Origin of the sequence: Aliiroseovarius salicola (assembly GCF_027891095.1) — a bacterium.
In the GTDB taxonomy this organism is placed as follows: domain Bacteria; phylum Pseudomonadota; class Alphaproteobacteria; order Rhodobacterales; family Rhodobacteraceae; genus Aliiroseovarius; species Aliiroseovarius salicola.
In genome coordinates, this window is record NZ_JAQIIO010000005.1 from 118166 (window position 1) to 134127 (window position 15962).

The 15962-nt window shown below is 56.8% G+C and carries 15 protein-coding genes; 6 read left to right on the forward strand and 9 right to left on the reverse strand.

Going from position 1 to position 15962, the window contains the following annotated elements; all coding sequences use genetic code 11:
* Window positions 1–20: 20 nt before the first annotated feature.
* The 3 genes from O2N63_RS11025 to prfB all read right to left on the reverse strand — a co-directional run bounded on the left by O2N63_RS11025 (window position 21) and on the right by prfB (window position 2624).
* Complete coding sequence (locus O2N63_RS11025) at window positions 21–809, reverse strand: DUF2189 domain-containing protein (RefSeq protein WP_271054323.1); 789 nt, start codon at window positions 807–809, stop codon at window positions 21–23.
* 172 nt (window positions 810–981) lie between these two features.
* Complete coding sequence (locus O2N63_RS11030; protein WP_271054324.1) at window positions 982–1419, reverse strand: GNAT family N-acetyltransferase; 438 nt, start codon at window positions 1417–1419, stop codon at window positions 982–984.
* A 77-nt stretch (window positions 1420–1496) separates the two neighbouring features.
* Complete coding sequence (prfB, locus tag O2N63_RS11035; RefSeq protein WP_271054325.1) at window positions 1497–2624, reverse strand: peptide chain release factor 2; 1128 nt, start codon at window positions 2622–2624, stop codon at window positions 1497–1499.
* A 272-nt stretch (window positions 2625–2896) separates the two neighbouring features.
* On the opposite strand from prfB, the gene O2N63_RS11040 reads away from it, so the two are divergent.
* A complete protein-coding gene (locus O2N63_RS11040; RefSeq protein ID WP_271054326.1) occupies window positions 2897–3553 on the forward strand; it encodes an NnrU family protein in 657 nt (218 codons plus the stop codon).
* Between the two features lie 226 nt (window positions 3554–3779).
* Here O2N63_RS11040 and O2N63_RS11045 read toward each other — a convergent pair whose 3' ends face one another.
* The 3 genes from O2N63_RS11045 to O2N63_RS11055 form a co-directional block, all read right to left on the reverse strand.
* Window positions 3780–4598, reverse strand: coding sequence for an ATP-binding cassette domain-containing protein (locus tag O2N63_RS11045; protein WP_271054327.1), 819 nt, complete (start codon window positions 4596–4598; stop codon window positions 3780–3782).
* A 1-nt stretch (window position 4599) separates the two neighbouring features.
* The gene (locus O2N63_RS11050; RefSeq protein ID WP_271054328.1) at window positions 4600–5724 is read right to left on the reverse strand and encodes an ABC transporter permease; all 1125 of its coding nucleotides are present in this window, start codon (window positions 5722–5724) and stop codon (window positions 4600–4602) included.
* A 114-nt stretch (window positions 5725–5838) separates the two neighbouring features.
* Entirely contained in the window at window positions 5839–6789 is a 951-nt protein-coding gene (locus tag O2N63_RS11055) for a sugar ABC transporter substrate-binding protein (protein WP_271054329.1), read from the reverse strand.
* Window positions 6790–6985: 196 nt separating this feature from the next.
* Between O2N63_RS11055 and O2N63_RS11060 the strand changes: the two genes are divergently transcribed.
* Complete coding sequence (locus tag O2N63_RS11060) at window positions 6986–7993, forward strand: LacI family DNA-binding transcriptional regulator (protein ID WP_271054330.1); 1008 nt, start codon at window positions 6986–6988, stop codon at window positions 7991–7993.
* A gap of 84 nt (window positions 7994–8077) precedes the next feature.
* Here the strand turns inward: O2N63_RS11060 and O2N63_RS11065 are convergent, their stop codons facing one another.
* Genes O2N63_RS11065 through O2N63_RS11075 form a run of 3 tightly spaced genes read right to left on the reverse strand, consistent with a single transcriptional unit; the run spans window position 8078 to window position 11251 of the window.
* On the reverse strand, window positions 8078–9211 hold the full coding sequence (locus O2N63_RS11065) for a Gfo/Idh/MocA family protein (protein WP_271054331.1): 1134 nt from the start codon (window positions 9209–9211) through the stop codon (window positions 8078–8080).
* Between the two features lie 12 nt (window positions 9212–9223).
* On the reverse strand, window positions 9224–10117 hold the full coding sequence (locus O2N63_RS11070; protein WP_271054332.1) for a TIM barrel protein: 894 nt from the start codon (window positions 10115–10117) through the stop codon (window positions 9224–9226).
* A gap of 18 nt (window positions 10118–10135) precedes the next feature.
* The gene (locus O2N63_RS11075) at window positions 10136–11251 is read right to left on the reverse strand and encodes a Gfo/Idh/MocA family protein (RefSeq protein ID WP_271054333.1); all 1116 of its coding nucleotides are present in this window, start codon (window positions 11249–11251) and stop codon (window positions 10136–10138) included.
* A 122-nt stretch (window positions 11252–11373) separates the two neighbouring features.
* Here O2N63_RS11075 and iolD point away from each other — a divergent pair, with 122 nt between their 5' ends.
* Genes iolD through O2N63_RS11095 form a run of 4 tightly spaced genes read left to right on the forward strand, consistent with a single transcriptional unit; the run spans window position 11374 to window position 15914 of the window.
* Complete coding sequence (gene iolD / locus O2N63_RS11080; protein WP_271054458.1) at window positions 11374–13242, forward strand: 3D-(3,5/4)-trihydroxycyclohexane-1,2-dione acylhydrolase (decyclizing); 1869 nt, start codon at window positions 11374–11376, stop codon at window positions 13240–13242.
* On the forward strand, window positions 13242–14222 hold the full coding sequence (gene iolC / locus O2N63_RS11085; protein WP_271054334.1) for a 5-dehydro-2-deoxygluconokinase: 981 nt from the start codon (window positions 13242–13244) through the stop codon (window positions 14220–14222). The genes iolD and iolC overlap by 1 nt, the downstream gene beginning before the upstream one ends.
* A 22-nt stretch (window positions 14223–14244) precedes the next feature.
* The gene (locus O2N63_RS11090; protein WP_271054335.1) at window positions 14245–15087 is read left to right on the forward strand and encodes a 5-deoxy-glucuronate isomerase; all 843 of its coding nucleotides are present in this window, start codon (window positions 14245–14247) and stop codon (window positions 15085–15087) included.
* The gene (locus tag O2N63_RS11095) at window positions 15084–15914 is read left to right on the forward strand and encodes a class II fructose-bisphosphate aldolase (RefSeq protein ID WP_271054336.1); all 831 of its coding nucleotides are present in this window, start codon (window positions 15084–15086) and stop codon (window positions 15912–15914) included. The genes O2N63_RS11090 and O2N63_RS11095 overlap by 4 nt, the downstream gene beginning before the upstream one ends.
* The last annotated feature ends 48 nt before the right edge of the window (window positions 15915–15962 follow it).

Consider the following 15962-nt stretch of genomic DNA (forward strand, 5'->3'; position numbering starts at 1 on the left):
GGGCCTCACATTGTCGAAGATCAGTCGTCAAAGCTCATGGTGCGGCGATAGAGATGCCATGTGGCGTGCCCCAGAACTGGAAGCGCCACAAACAGCCCAAGGAAAAATGGCAGCATGCCGAGCACCAGCGCCACGCTCACTACTCCCCCCCAGATCAACATCGGAACCAAGTTCTGCATCACCGCCTGGAAGGAGTGGATCATCGCCGAAATGAAATCCATCTCGCGATCCAAAAGCATCGGCAGACTGCAGACCGTGATTGAGAACGCCACAAAAGCCATCGCCCCGCCCACGATCGTGCCCACCACCAACATGCTTATCCCATTGCGGTTAAGCAACGCGTCTTGCCAGTTTGACATGATGTTTGTCATCGGCTGCAACCCCATGAACAGCATGAAGACGATATGGGCCACAAAGATCCAGAACAGGAATCCCATGATCAGAACCATCGCAATGGATGGAAACTGCCGGTCTTTCTGGTTGAACACCGACCCAAGGATCGCAGCCCAGTCAAGATCGGCACCGCGTTCCAGCCTGCGGCTTACTTCGTAAAGCCCCACCGCAAGAAACGGCGCGAGAAAGGGAAACCCAAAGGCCACCGGAATGATCCAATAGCTTTGCCCCATCACCTCAAACTCGAGATAGAGCACAATCCCGCCCAAGACGTAAAATAGTGCAAAAAACAGACCAAAGGCGGGTGCTTTCAGAAAATCTGCCCACCCTGCCTTGAGCGCGGCGGTGACATCTCCCGTGGTGATTTGATTGATATTCGGAGGGGATGATGCCTCTGGATGTGTTGCGTCACTCATGCTTTCTCCCTGCATGTTTTTATATTTTTTTCGCGCGCAAGAAGAGTGTCGCGGGTGAAATCGCTTCCGTCAAGTTCCTGAACATGTGAATTTGTGGAAGATGGGCAATGTCTTGCAGTTTAAGCGGCATATACGGGGTCCACCATCAAGGCAGGAGCCCTCAACTCCACACTTAAATATCATCCATCATGCCATCCCAATCAAATACCCGAATGTCCGGCGTCTCGCGGCCTTGCAACGAGCGATAAAGACAACGGGCGGGTTGGTTGTCTCCCTCGGTTGCCAACCAGATCCCCTGCGCGCGCCCGCGACGCGCTTGCGACAAAATCCTCGATACAAGCTGCTTCCCGATCCCCTGTTGTCGATGGCTCCGCTCCACGCCCACTTCGTTGATGAAAAACGCAGCCGGTTTGTCTGGATGCAGCAAAAAGCAGCCAGAGGCAAAACCGATCACTTGATCGTCCTTGACTACAAAAATCATTTCATGACCGGGATCGGCCACAAAAGCGGCGAGCTGCGCCGGATCTACAGGGTTGTCAAAAACGGTGGCCCCCAAAAGCAGCTCAGCGGTCTTTTCGGACAAAAGGTAGAAAGACAGTCCAGAATTCATGCCCCAAGACTGAAGCGGCCCGAGGTTGGTTTCAACCTCGGGCCGCCAATTGTCTGTCGACTTTCTGACAATCAGGATCAGTCTTCGGCGTTTGCCTCAGCCCGCGACTTGCCCGCCACATCCTGTGCCAGCACCGCAGCCATGAACGCATCCAGATCACCATCCAGCACACCTTTGGTGTCGGAGGTCTCATGACCGGTGCGCAGGTCTTTCACCATCTGATAGGGCTGCAACACGTAAGAGCGGATCTGATTGCCCCAGCCTGCATCACCCTTGTTTTCATGCGCTTCGTTGATCGCAGCGTTCCGCTTATCCAGCTCCATTTGGTAAAGACGCGATTTCAGCGCCTTCATGGCGATGTCGCGGTTCTGGTGCTGCGATTTCTCTGAACTGGTGGTCACGACGCCGGTTGGAAGGTGGGTGATCCGGACCGCCGAATCCGTTGTGTTCACGTGCTGACCACCCGCACCGGACGACCGATAAGTGTCGATGCGAATATCCGCTGGGTTCACCTCAATCTCGATATTGTCATCCACCACCGGATAAACCCACACCGAGCTGAAAGATGTGTGGCGTTTGGCGGCACTGTCATAGGGCGAAATGCGCACCAGACGATGCACGCCGCTTTCCGATTTCAGCCAGCCATAGGCGTTATGCCCCGAGATCTTGTAGGCGGCGGACTTGATGCCAGCCTCTTCTCCAGAACTTTCAGATTGCAATTCAACCTTATAGCCATGTTGCTCAGCCCAGCGGACATACATACGCGCCAGCATCGACGCCCAGTCACAGCTTTCCGTGCCCCCGGCACCCGAGTTGATTTCAAGAAAGGTGTCGTTGCTGTCGGCCTCACCATCAAGCAGCGCTTCAAGTTCTGCTGCGGCGGCCTTTTCGGCCAGCACCTTCAGACCGGCTTCGGCCTCTTCAACAACTTCGTCATCCTCTTCCATCTCCCCCAATTCAATGAGGTCCACATTGTCCTGCATCTCCTGCGCCATGGCTTTGTAACCATTAACGGAATCCAAAAGGGTCTGGCGATCTCGCATCAGTTTCTGGGCGCGCTCGGGGTCATTCCAAAGATCGGGATCTTCGGTCATTGCATTGAACTCTTCCAGCCTGTGTTCAGCCGTTTCCCACCCGATCCGCTCGCGCAGCAGGGCCAGGGATTTCTCAATGGCTTCTACGTTTTTCTGAGCTTCTGCCCGCATGGGTTTGTCCTCGGTTCAAGAATTCGTCCCTCGCAATATCAATCACGGCGGAAATGGGCAAGTTATCATACGTCCGGTGTCACCAGCTTTCTGATAATAATGGGCTTGTCCGAGGTCTGGAACCGGCACCAGCGGTGCAGCCCAACAGCATTCCGCCACTCGCAGGCTGACGGCGGTTGGCCCGAAGCATGTGCTTCAATTCCCTCTTGCCCTCGTCCAGTATCAAGCAGACAACTGCGGACAAGAATAAACCAGTGAGGGATTAGGGGAAGATGCAGGATTGGGGCGGGTATATCCTTGGATTCATCTTTTTCTTTGCAAGCCATTCGATCCCCACACGCCCCGGGGTAAAATCCAGATTTGTCGATGTTCTGGGGGCCAGAGGGTTCACCCTGGCATATAGCGCCCTGTCCACATTCGCTTTGGCCGTGCTGATCCTCTCTGCCCGAACCGCGCCGCAAATTCCCCTGTGGCATTGGGCCGAATGGCACAATCACCTCGCGCTGACCCTCATGCTGGTCGCGATGATCATCGTCGCGCTGGCGCTGGGTCGTCCCAATCCCCTGTCCTTTGGCGGATCACAGAATGACAGGTTCGACCCCAAACAGCCGGGACTGATTGGATGGCTGCACCATCCGCTTCTCGCGGCCCTGTTCCTGTGGTCCCTCGCTCATATGATCGCCAATGGAGATCTGGCGCATGTGATCATGTTCGGCTGTTTCGCCCTGTTTTCATTCTTTGGTCGCAAGATCATCAACCGTCGAAAAATCCGGCAGTTGGGAGAGGAGGAGTGGCAGCGACTGGCGGCAACACGTCGAGAGATCCTACCCAGCATGAATGGGATGATCCGAGTTTGTTTGGGGGTTCTCCTCTACGGGCTGATCCTGTGGGCACATGAACCGGTGATCGGGATCTCTCCCCTACCCTGAATGGGGAGTTGAAGCCCCTGTTTTTCAGAGGGGCGGCTACGCCGCGCTGGTGTGTTTGATGAAGGGGCTCTGCCCCTCGGGCTGCGCCCTCACCCCGGGATATTTTTGGCAAGAGGAAAAGGGAGCGGGCAGTCTTTCCACGTGACGCTCGCAAATGACCTTTGTCGGAAATGCAAATGCCCCGAGGTCACGACCCCGGGGCATATCGCGTCTTCTTTGTAGCGTCTTATACGGTGCCGCCGAGGCTGCCTTCCAGCTGGACAAGCTCTTGTCCGCCGGCCATCAGGTCCTGCAGTTCTTCGTGCTCGATTTCACCGCGTTTGGCCGTTCCGAGTGTCTTGCCGCGATTAAGCACGGTGAAACGGTCGCCCACCGCCATGGCATGGCGCACATTGTGGGTGATGAAGACCACGCCGATGCCCTGCTTACGCACCTTGTCGATAGTGGCCAGCACATTGGCCGTCTGACGCACACCAAGCGCCGAGGTCGGTTCGTCCAGGATCAAAACCTTGGCCCCGAAGTGAACCGCACGGGCGATGGCAACAGTCTGGCGTTCACCGCCGGACAGGGTGCCCACGGCCTGATCCGGCCCACGCAGGTTGATGCCCATTTTGCGCATCTCTTCCATTGTGACCTGATTGGCGTGGTCATGATCGAAAAACGAGATCCCCGCGAACTTCTTGACCGGCTCGTTGCCCATAAAGAAGTTGCGGCTGACCGACATCAGCGGGATCATGGCCAGATGCTGGTGCACCGTGGCGATCCCGGCGGAAATCGCATCGCGCGGATCTTCGAAGCTCATTGGCTGGCCTTCGAAATAGATTTCGCCTGCGGTGGGTTTATGCACCCCTGACATTGTCTTGATGAAGGTCGATTTCCCCGCGCCATTGTCGCCCAGAAGGCAGTGACATTCACCGGGATACACATCAACCGAAACACCTGCCAGAGCAATCACCGAGCCAAAGTGCTTTTCGATATTTTTCATCTCGATGATCGGCTTGTTTGCGACCGGATCCCCGTGATGGAATTTGCTATCTTCAGTCATATCAACGCTCCCCGGTTATCATGCGGCGGATATAGGTGTTCAGGATCACAGCCGCCAACAGGATCAGCCCGAGGAACACCCTGAAGAGCGAGCTTTCCACGCCCGCGAAGAACAGGCCCTGCTGCACCACACCGAAGATCAATGCGCCAAGGGCTGCCCCGATCACCGAACCATAGCCGCCAGTGAGAAGCGCACCACCAATGACCACCGCAATGATTGCCTCGAATTCTTTCAGAAGGCCGCGATCCGCACCCGCAGAACCAAACTCCATCACCTGGCAGGCGGCAAATACGGTTGCGCAGAACGCAGTGAACATGAACATCAGGATCTTTACGCGGTTCACCGGCACACCCGAGTTGCGGGCCGCTTCTGCGTCCCCACCCGAGGCAAAGATCCAGTTTCCAAACTTGGTTTTGGTCAGAAGAATGTGGCCAAAGATGATCAGCGCAATTGCCCAGACAACCAGCATTGGAATGCCATCAACCACCGGCTGCCCTTCGCGTGACCCACGCGCGAACGTCTCGATCAGGCCGATCTCACCGAACCAACTGAACAGTCCGGTCAGGATTTTGCCACCGAATACAGCCGCCAGCCAATCGCCTTCCGCTACATCCTTGACGCCACCGATGATCGTTTTGCGTTCGATGGTCTGCGGGAAGTAAATGGTAAAGCCGCGCAGGATGAACAGGAACGCCAGGGTCACGATGAAACTGGGCAGTCCGGTGCGGATCACGATGTAGCCGTTGACCGCGCCTAACGCAGTGCAGATCACGAATGTCACCACGATTGCCATCCAAACTGGCCACCCCAGAGTGACCGAGAAAATCGCGATCAACATCCCGGCAAAACCAATCATCGAACCGACGGAGAGGTCAAACTCACCTGCGATCATCAAAAGGCAGGCCCCCACGGCGATAATCATGAATTGTGCCGAAACCTGACTCCAGTTCAACACGCCTTTGGACGAGAACATACCGCTGTCAAAGGCAAACAGAGCAAACATGGTGAAAACGATGATGGTGCCGACAATCCCGCCCAGTTCGGGGCGGATCATCGCTTCGCGAAAGCGTGAACGTTCTTTGATACGTTCATCAACCTTTTCTGCAGCGTTTTGTGCGTTAGACATGATGGCCTCGCAAATCCTCTTTTCAAGTGGCTACACCAACCGATGTTAGCCAACCTTTTTTTGGCAATAAAAAAAGGGGGCCAAATTAATGGCCACCCAAGTCACAGAGAATAATCAGCGATATTCGCCGGCAAACATCTCAACTTTCTCAAGCCCGTCTGCGGTAACAAAACCGGGGCCGGAGTTGATGTTGTTGCCCGGCAGAACACCGTAGCGGTGATAGTTGGTCAAAACGACCACCGGCAGGTAGGCCTGCAGGAACGGCTGCTGGTCGATGCCCCAGTTGATGGTGCCTGCTTTGATGCCCTTCACGATATCTTCACCAAGGTCGAAGGTGCCAAAGTAGATTTCGCCAGCTAGACCTTCAGCGTCCAGAGCCAGCAAGGTCGGATCAGCCGATGTCGGTCCCAGTGTCAGAACTGCATCCGTGTTGGGGTTGGCGGAAAGATAGGCCTGAACCTTGTTCTTGATTTCCGACGGGTCCTGCCCCGAATCGATCATCTGGTTACCCAGATCCACGCCCAGACCGTCGGCAAAGCCCTGGCAACGCTCGGTCGACGATGGCGACGAGATATAGTGGTTCACGCAAAGGAACGAACCTACACCGTCGCCTTTCGCACGCAGACCAGCTGCGTAACCTGCATCATATTCCGGCTGGCCCACATACATCAGAGCCCCCACTTCGCGGGCCTGTTCAGGTGTGCCGGAGTTCATGATGATCACATCAACGCCGCTGTCGACGGCCGCCATGATCGGACCTGACAGAACGTCATAGTCGGACAGCGTGGTGATGATCCCATTTGGACCGGATGCCGCAGCCTGTTCGATGATACGCGCCATGTCAGCAAGGTCACCGGTGGGCGGGTTGCGATATTCAACTTCAACGCCCATCTGCTCACCAGCCAGTGCGATGCCGTTCTTGATGGTGTTCCACCAGCTGTCGCTGTCCGGTGCATGGCTGACCAGGATGTATTTTTCGCCCTCTGCGCTGGCCGTCGTGGCCGCCATAAGGGGCGTTGCAACAAGTGCAGTAGCCAGTGCAAGTTTCTTCATCATCGATGTCATTAGATCTTCCTCCCAGTTTTCACCCATTTGCGGGTGATGAGCGGTTCCTCTCCGCCCTGCGACTCGTGTTAAAGCACATCACCACAAATTTTGCAACCGGTTGCAAATATGGAAATTACAGTTCATGCTGCACCTGCCCCCAGAAACAGATAAAAAGGTCGGAACAGGATACCCAAGCTCCGGAAAGTGATCGAATATGGCCGTTACCCTGAAAGAAGTTGCCGAACGCGCGGGCGTATCACGCTCTGCCGTGTCACGCACTTTCACTGATGGCGCCTCGGTGTCCGACAAGATGCGGCGCAAGGTGGAAAAGGCGGCACGCGAGTTGGGTTATAGCCCCAATGCACTGGCCTCGTCCCTCACCACCGGACGTACCAAACTGATCGGGCTGATCTCAGACAACTTTCACAACCCGTTTTTCCTGAAAGCCTTTGATGTCTTCACATCGGGTCTTCAGGCCCGCGATCTGCGCCCGCTCTTGGTCAACCTGACCTCCATGCCCGATCCGGATGATGCGGTGCAGATGCTCAGGCAATATTCCGTGGACGGGGTGATTGTTGCCTCTTCCACTGTTCCACCAAGCTTTGCGACATTATTCGAAAAGGCCAATATCCCCGCGGTATTTGCCTTTGCCCGCTATCGTGGCAGCGCCAATTCCAATGTTGTCGGCATCGACAACGAATTTGCAGGCGCATTTGCCGCCCGCACCCTGATCGAACGCGGATATCGCAACATCGCCTATCTCGGCGGCCCTCAGGCGGCGGTCTCAACCACGGATCGCCTAAAAGGGTTTTCCGCAGAAATGGCCAGCCATGGGCTTGGCTTCACCCACACATTTTCTGGTAAGTATTCTTTTCAGGCGGGGCGGACTGAAATGCTACGCCTCATCGATCAGGGGGATTTAGCCGAGGTCTATTTTGGCGCGGATGACATCATTTCCATCGGTGCGCTCAGCGCGCTGGAAAGCCGCGGCATTCGGGTACCAGAAGATGTCGGAATTCTCGGCCTCAACGACCTGGAAATGGCCGGATGGGAAAACATCAACCTGACCACAATCCGTCAGCCCATCGGGCAGATTGCGTCGGCGTCTGTCGACCTTATGGTGTCACTGCTTGATGAACCCGGGCGCCACCCCGAAGCACGACTTTTCCCCTGCACGCTAATTGAACGGGGCACGTTAAAACCTTTAAAGATTGGCGCCTGAGATCTTTAAAGAGTTTAAACTTTGACCGTTTGACCTCTTACAAACTTTAAAGAACTGGGGGCGGATGACCGCCCCCAGATGTGATCAGCGAAACATCGGTGGACGCGCATCCACCCAGGCCCCATCCTGTTTGGCCGATTGAACGGCTCCAGAAACAGCAGCCATGGATCGCACGCCGTCTTCCGCATTGGGCAGCCCATCACGGCTATCGCCCCGGATGGCATCCGCCAGATCGCAATAGATATTTGCAACGGCCAGAGGGAACCCTTCCGGGTGAGCGATTGCCACACGAGACAGGCGTGCTGCCTCTTCATACAGCCCCCCTTCGCCCTTTTCGATGATTTGGGTGCGACCGGAAACTGGAGTATAAATCAACTGGTTAGGTTGTTCTGACGCCCAACGTAGACCACCGGTTTCGCCGAAGACCTGGATATCGAATCCGTGTTGGCGACCGATGGCAACGGACGAGGTCCAGAGCCGCCCAACCGTGCCGCCTGCCATACGAAAATTAACCATCGCGTCATCCTCCAGCACACGGGATGGGATGGTCGACGCGAAATCTGCGGACAGGCGCTCCACGTTATCATCACAAATGAAGCTCGCCATGTGCAGCGCATGGATTCCGCAATCAGCAAATTGCCCGGAAATCCCAGCCATTTCAGGGTCATAGCGCCAACGCACCCGCGGGTTATCTGCATCCGTGGCATCGCCATGGTGGCCATGGCTGAAGTTCGTGACCACCAGACGCACCTTGCCAATCTCGCCGTTGCGCACCATTGCACGCGCCTGGCGCACCATTGGATAGGCCGAGTAGCAATAGTTGACCGCGCAGATTTTCCCTGACTTTTCAGCCACTTTCACGATCTCTTCACCCTCTTCCACAGTCATGGTCATGGGTTTTTCGCAGAGAACGTTGAAACCTGCTTCGAGGAACGATTTGGTAATCTCGAAATGGGTCGAGTTGGGCGTGGCAACAGTCACCAGATCGATCCGATCCTCCCGGTCTCGCTCACCGGCAAGCATTTCTGTCCAATCGCCATAGGCACGATCTTCAGCGATTCCGAGGCGTTGTGCGTATTCGCGCCCGACGTCCGGGCGGTGATCCAGCGCACCTGCACTGAGTTCGAACAAACCGTCCGCCAGAGCACCAAGCCGGTGCGCAGGTCCGATCTGACTGCCTTCACCGCCACCAATCATGCCCCATTTCAATTTCGCCATGGCCATCCCTCCTCAGATAAAGCCAATAGATTCAAGATATTCGCGGTTTTTCTTCGCATCCCCCACCGGGTCGGGATCAAGGGTCGGATCACAGTCCTGTTCAACCGTGCACCAACCTTCAAACCCAGCATCAAGCAACACCTGCCGCACTGAGGAGAAATCCACATCGCCGTCACCCAGATTGCAGAAGATCCCCTGCCCACAGGCGTCATAAAACCCAGTGCGGTTTTCGATCACATCCGCTTTCACCTTCGGATCGATATCCTTGAAATGCATGTAGGAAATCCGTCCCACGTGTTTCTTCATGAAGGCCACCGGATCAAATCCAGCATAGGAGTGATGCCCTGTGTCAAAACAGATTTTCAGAATGTTTTCATCGACTTCGTCAAGCAGGCGCTCCAGCTCGGGTTCAAAATCCATGAAGCCCGCTGCATGGGCATGAATGCCCACAGTCAGACCGTATTCCTCTGCCCCGATGCGCGCGCTTTCGGCAATGCGGTCGCGGTAAGCAACCCATTCCGCCTTGCCCATCTGTTCGGCTTCACCGGCCCGCCCTGCGGTGGGTGCACGACGCGGAGAAATACTGTCGATCAGCACAAGATGCTGCGCTCCATGCGCTTTCAGGGCCTTGGCGGTGCGATGCGTGGCATCAAGCACATCGTCCCACGCGTCTGGGTCATGATAGGCACGGAACACCACGCCACCGATGAGCTGCAATTCATGTTCAGCAAGCGCATCACCCAGCACGGCAGGGTCTTCGGGCATGAAACCAACCGGTCCCAGCTCAATCCCTTTGTAGCCCGCTGCGGCACAGTCTTTCAGCACCGATTGCCAAGTTGGATTGCGCGGATCATCCGCAAATTCCACACCCCAGGAACAGGGGGCATTGCCAATTTTGATAGTCATCCTTTGCCTTTCCAAAGCTCAGAAGTCGTTGATATTTTGCCAGTTTTTATCCTGCGAAGACGCCATGACAGCCGCCACAACGCGGTTCACTTCATGCCCATCACGGAAGGTCGGCCAGACGGCTTCGCCGGTTTCTATCGCACGCAGGAAATCGCGTGCTTCGATGATGATCTGGTCCTGATAGCCCGTGCCATGCCCCGGTCCCTGACAGAAAGGCAGATAGTCGGGATGCGCCGGACCGGTCAGGATCTTGCGAAAACCCCGGACCTCTTCCGGATCGTCCATCTTGTAGAGCCAAAGCGCGTTCTGATCTTCCTGATCAAATCGGATTGCGCCCTTTGTTCCCGTGATTTCATAGACATAGCCCATTTTGCGCCCCGTCGCGATGCGCGAGAAATATAGGTGCCCCATGGACCCGTTTTCAAAACGGCACATCATCTGGGCATGATCGTCATTGGTGACATCGCCACCCGGACGAGAGGGGTGAACCGTTTCGACCTCTCCCATCACGCTGGAAATAGGTCCGATCAGCGCGAGCGCCGCGTTGATCATATGGGGCGCCAGATCCCCCATCGTGCCATTGGCATCCCCCGATGTGCGCCACGTCGCAGGGGCGTCTGGATCGGCATAGAAGTCCTCGGTATGTTCGCCGCGGAACCAGGTGATGTCGCCGATCACGCCATCTGCGATCAGCTGCCGAGCAAACTGGCTGGCGGGGGTTCGGATATAGTTGAAACCGACCATATTCGGAAGGCCCGATGCTTCGGCCGCCGCCACCATTGCGGCACTTTCCTCAAGCGATGCGCCCAGAGGCTTTTCGCAAAAGACGGGTTTACCCAGGGCAAAAGCCGCTTCGGCAATGGCGCGATGGGTCGTCTGCGGGCTGGCAATGACAATTGCCTCGACCTTCGGATCGTTGACCAGCTCTTGCCAGTCATGCGTTCCTCGCAAAAACCCATAGGCCGAACGATACGCCTCAGCGCTTTTCTGCGATGAGGCACAGACCATTTCAAGGCGTGGTCGTAACGTGGTATCGAACACTGCACCAACCGAGGACATTGCCACCGCATGAGCCTTACCCATGTAGCCACCGCCCACGATGCCAATGCCGATCTCTGTACCGATCTGGGCCATATCCCACCTCTCATTCGGAATTACGGTTTGCAACCGGTTGCAAAACTTGTATCGTGGGATTCGAAATCTCGCAAGCTGAATCCGGTATGGTGCCGGAAATTCCCAAAGAGGCTCACGCTGACATGACATCTGAAAATCGCACCATTCGCCTAACCACGGCGCAGGCCATAATCCGCTGGCTGGAAAACCAGTTCATCATGATCGACGGACAGGAAATGCGCCTGTGTGGCGGGGGATTTGGCATCTTTGGCCATGGCAATGTGACCTGTTTGGGTGAGGCCCTGTATAACGCGCAAGACAGTCTGCCGCTATATCGCGGGCAGAACGAACAGAGCATGGGGTTTGCAGCTGCGGGCTATGCCAAACAATGGTTGCGCCAGCGGTTCATGTTCTGCACGGCGTCTGCCGGACCGGGCACCTCAAACCTGCTCACCTCTGCGGCTCTGGCCCACGCCAATCGCCTGCCGATGCTGCTTTTGTGTGGCGACGCCTTTATCACCCGCCTGCCCGACCCGGTCTTGCAGCAGATGGAAAACTTCAATGATCCAACCTTCGGTGTGAACGACGCGTTCAAGCCTGTCGTGCGTTATTGGGACCGGATCACCCACCCTGCGCAGATCATTCAATCCCTGCCCAACGCCATCGCCACCATGCTTGATCCCGGCGATTGCGGCCCGGCCTTTCTTGGCCTGCCGCAGGATGTTCAAGGCTGGACCTATGACTATCCGGAAGAGTTCTTTGCCAAAAAGATTCATCGCATTCGCCGGGTAACACCGGATGCAGACGAAATCACCGATGCCATGCGCGCACTTGCGGGCGCCAAACGTCCGATGATCATCGCGGGTGGCGGGGTGCAATACTCCCGCGCTGTAGAGGAGCTCACTACCTTTGCCGAAACCCACCAGATCCCGGTGGTCGAGACGATTGCGGGCCGCGCCAACATGCTGGCCACCCACCCGCTCAATATTGGTCCCATCGGTGTGACGGGATCGGACAGCGCCAATGCCATTGCCGAAAAGGCTGACGTGATTGTCGCAGTGGGCACGCGGCTTCAGGATTTCACCACCGGATCATGGACCGCCTTTGACCGCGACGCTCAGTTCATCTCGATCAACGCTGCGCGCCATGACGCAGGTAAGCACCGCAGCCTGCCGGTTGTGGGGGATGCCAAGCTTTCCTTGTCCGCCCTGACCAACGCTCTGGACTATACCGCACCCTCTGATTGGGTGACTTTGGCGCAGTCAGAGCGCAAAAGCTGGGATGCCTACGTGGCGGAAAATGTGTCTTACGGCAATCGCCCCAACTCCTACGCGCAGGCCATCGGTGTGGTGAATGATCTCTGCGACCCACGCGACCGGGTGGTGGCTGCTGCTGGTGGGCTGCCGGCCGAGGTCACTGCCAACTGGCGCACATTGGACATTGGTACCGTTGATGTAGAATTCGGCTTTTCCTGCATGGGCTATGAGATCGCCGGGGCTTGGGGCGCGCGCATTGCGCAAGCCGAGCGAGAGGCCGACAAGGACACAATCGTCTTTGTTGGCGACGGGTCTTACATGATGCTGAACTCCGACATCTATTCCTCGGTCCTGACTGGCAAAAAGCTGATCATCCTCGTGCTCGATAATGGCGGGTTTGCTGTGATCAACAAGCTGCAGAACAACACTGGCAACGAAAGCTTTAACAACCTGATTGCCGACTGCCCAACGGTGCCTGAACCCTTTGCAGTGGATTTCGAGGCACATGCCCGTGCACAGGGCGCCATTGCCGAGACCGTTTCAAACCTGGCCGAGCTGGGTGAGGTGTTCAAACGCGCTAAGGAGAGCGACCGCACCCATGTGATCGTGATGAATGTCGACCCCTACGAGGGCTGGACCACCGAAGGCCACGCCTGGTGGGAGGTTGGCACCCCGCATATCACCGAAAGCGACCGTGTGCGTGAGGCCCATGTCGACTGGGAAAGCACCCGCCCCAAACAGCGCAAAGGGGTGTGATGGGCATGCTTCTCGATGGAATCAAGAAAAACAACTTCGTGGTGTTCGGCCGCGCGGGCATGGATATGTTCGCAGGCCCCGTGGGCGCAAAGTCGGAACATGCCGAAATGTTTCACGCCGATCTGGGCGGATCATCCGCCAACATCTGCGCGGGGCTGGTGAAACTTGGCGCGCAATCCGCGCTTGTTACATCTGTCTCTGACGACGCAATCGGACGGTTCTGCATCAATCGGCTGAACCACTACGGCGTCGATACGGGATATGTGCGTTCAGTGGGGGGCGAGGCCCGCACCTCTCTGGCCATCTATGAAAGCGTTCTGGAGGATTTCCAGAACGTGATTTACCGCAATGGGGCTGCCGATTTCGAGGTCACTGATGCGGATGTGGATCTGGTTGACTATACGCGTTTCGGCGTCCTGATCACTGCCGGCACGGTGTTTGCAGCGGAACCGTCACGGGGCTCTACCTTCCACGCCATGGAGCGTGCCCGTACAATCGGGATGCCGGTGATCTTCGACATCGACTACCGCCCTTATAGCTGGCCATCGCCAGACGTGGCCGCAGACGTGCTCTCGCGCGCTGGAGAGGCCAGCGATATGATCGTCGGCAACGACGAAGAGTTCGGCTTCATGGCAGGCGGCATCGAGAAGGGTCTTGATAAGGCGCGGGAACTCGCCGCCAAGGGCAAGTTTATCATCTACAAGATGGGGCACGAAGGGGCGATCACCCTCTTTGAGGGGCAGGAAATGCGCACCGGCATCTATCCTGTGACCGCCGTGAAACCCAATGGCGCGGGGGACAGTTTTATGGCTGGTCTGCTGGCCTCGATTGCGGATGGGCATGACCTGCGCAACGCCGTACTTCGCGGGTCGGCCTGTGCCTCGATTGTGGTTAGCCAACCGGGCTGCGCCCCTGCCATGCCGACCACGGAAGAACTGGATGCCTTCCTCGCGCAACATCCCGGCGCGACCACCGCCTGACCGTACGCCAAAAGGATCAAACATGCATATCGCCCCATATGACAACCAGAACAAACCGATCGTGGATGCTGATCACGAACTGGTACCGCTCAATTATTTCAACATCGTCAAACTGAAGAAGGGTGAGCATTTCGACTATTCCGTTCCCGGTTACGAAACCTGCATCGCACCCGCGACGGGCACTGTCGATGTGAATGTTGAAGGCGCAAGCTTTCCTACCCTTGGCAATCGCGGCGTTGACGTCTGGGATGGCGAGCCAGAAGGGGTCTATGTTCCGGTTGGGGCCATGGCGCGGATCACATGTGTCTCTGACGCGACCGAAATATTCATCGCCGGGGCGAAATACGACAAGGTGCTCGAGCCGTTTGATGTGCGCGAAGCAGATATTGACCTGGTGCAATACGGGTCGGACGACACCAAAACACACCGCAAGATCAAACACATCCTTGGGGCAAATCAGCATGACAAAGTGGGCCGCCTTCTGGTGAGCGAACTTTACACCGTGGGCGCGGGTGGCTGGTCTGGCTTCCCGTCACACAAGCATGACACGGATCGCCTGCCGGACGAGACCCGCCATGACGAGACGTACAATTTTCGCTTCAAACCGAATTATGGCTCGGGGTTGCAGATGCTTCAGCGCGAGGATGGCAAGCCCGGGGACGCCTATCACATCGTCGATGGTTCAACGATGCTGATCGACAAGGGCTATCACCCCTGCGCGGTGCTGCCGGGATATGAGATGTACTATTTCACAATCCTCGGCGGTCTCAGCCAGCGTTCGCTCAAGCAATATTTCCAGCCGACCCATGCGGAACAGCTGCACACAATCCCCGGGATCATGGACATGGTGGCAAAGTTCAAATGAGTTTGGTGACACTGGCAGAAGCCCTGCAACCCGCTCTTCGTGGAAACTATGCCGTGGCCGGTCTGGTCACACTCGGGTGGGAAGATATGCGCGCCTATGTGGCGGCCGCCGAAGCCGAAAATTGCCCGGTGATCCTGCAGGCAGGGCCGTCCTGCCGCGAGCACACACCCCTTCCCGTACTGGGAAAAATGTTTCGGTACCTCGCTGAAAACGCCTCGGTTCCGGTCGTGGCACATTTGGATCATGGCTATACGGCAGACGAGTGCCGTATGGCGATCGACAGCGGGTTCTCCTCGGTGATGTTCGACGGATCACGCAAACCGCTTGCAGAAAACATCGCTGAAACCCGCGCCATCGTGGAAATGGCCCATGCGGCGGGGGTGTCTTGCGAGGGTGAGATCGGCTTTGTCGGCTATTCCGGCGGCGAAGGATCGGCAGGAACCGACCCGGAAGAGGCTGCGCAATTTGCCCGCGAAACCGGGGTTGATGCAATGGCCATTTCCGTGGGGAACGTGCATTTGCAACAGGACAAGGAAGGCGGGCTTGATGAGCCGCGCATCCGCGCCATCGAAACGCTGACAGATGTGCCCTTGGTGATCCATGGCGGGTCCGGCGTACCGGTGGCACAGCGCACCGCGCTTGCCCGAGGATCGAAGATCTGCAAGTTCAACATCGGCACCGAGCTGCGCATGGCTTTTGGTCACGCGCTGCGGGACGCGGTAAACGCTGATCCTGATCGGTTCGACCGTGTGCAAATCCTGAAAGAAACGCATGATCCCGTGGAAGCAGCGGCCCGTCGGGTGCTGTCGGCCTTCAAACCGGGGTAGGATTGGGGGCCCTTGCAGCCGCCCTTACTTTGACCAGAGATTGCCCCG

Coding starts and splice junctions, on each gene's coding strand:
- O2N63_RS11025 (WP_271054323.1), bottom strand. CDS start 809: ATGAGTGACGCAACACATCCAGAGGCATCATCCCCTCCGAATATCAAT.
- O2N63_RS11030 (WP_271054324.1), bottom strand. CDS start 1,419: ATGAATTCTGGACTGTCTTTCTACCTTTTGTCCGAAAAGACCGCTGAG.
- prfB (WP_271054325.1), bottom strand. CDS start 2,624: ATGCGGGCAGAAGCTCAGAAAAACGTAGAAGCCATTGAGAAATCCCTG.
- O2N63_RS11040 (WP_271054326.1), top strand. CDS start 2,897: ATGCAGGATTGGGGCGGGTATATCCTTGGATTCATCTTTTTCTTTGCA.
- O2N63_RS11045 (WP_271054327.1), bottom strand. CDS start 4,598: ATGACTGAAGATAGCAAATTCCATCACGGGGATCCGGTCGCAAACAAG.
- O2N63_RS11050 (WP_271054328.1), bottom strand. CDS start 5,724: ATGTCTAACGCACAAAACGCTGCAGAAAAGGTTGATGAACGTATCAAA.
- O2N63_RS11055 (WP_271054329.1), bottom strand. CDS start 6,789: ATGACATCGATGATGAAGAAACTTGCACTGGCTACTGCACTTGTTGCA.
- O2N63_RS11060 (WP_271054330.1), top strand. CDS start 6,986: ATGGCCGTTACCCTGAAAGAAGTTGCCGAACGCGCGGGCGTATCACGC.
- O2N63_RS11065 (WP_271054331.1), bottom strand. CDS start 9,211: ATGGCGAAATTGAAATGGGGCATGATTGGTGGCGGTGAAGGCAGTCAG.
- O2N63_RS11070 (WP_271054332.1), bottom strand. CDS start 10,117: ATGACTATCAAAATTGGCAATGCCCCCTGTTCCTGGGGTGTGGAATTT.
- O2N63_RS11075 (WP_271054333.1), bottom strand. CDS start 11,251: ATGGCCCAGATCGGTACAGAGATCGGCATTGGCATCGTGGGCGGTGGC.
- iolD (WP_271054458.1), top strand. CDS start 11,374: ATGACATCTGAAAATCGCACCATTCGCCTAACCACGGCGCAGGCCATA.
- iolC (WP_271054334.1), top strand. CDS start 13,242: ATGGGCATGCTTCTCGATGGAATCAAGAAAAACAACTTCGTGGTGTTC.
- O2N63_RS11090 (WP_271054335.1), top strand. CDS start 14,245: ATGCATATCGCCCCATATGACAACCAGAACAAACCGATCGTGGATGCT.
- O2N63_RS11095 (WP_271054336.1), top strand. CDS start 15,084: ATGAGTTTGGTGACACTGGCAGAAGCCCTGCAACCCGCTCTTCGTGGA.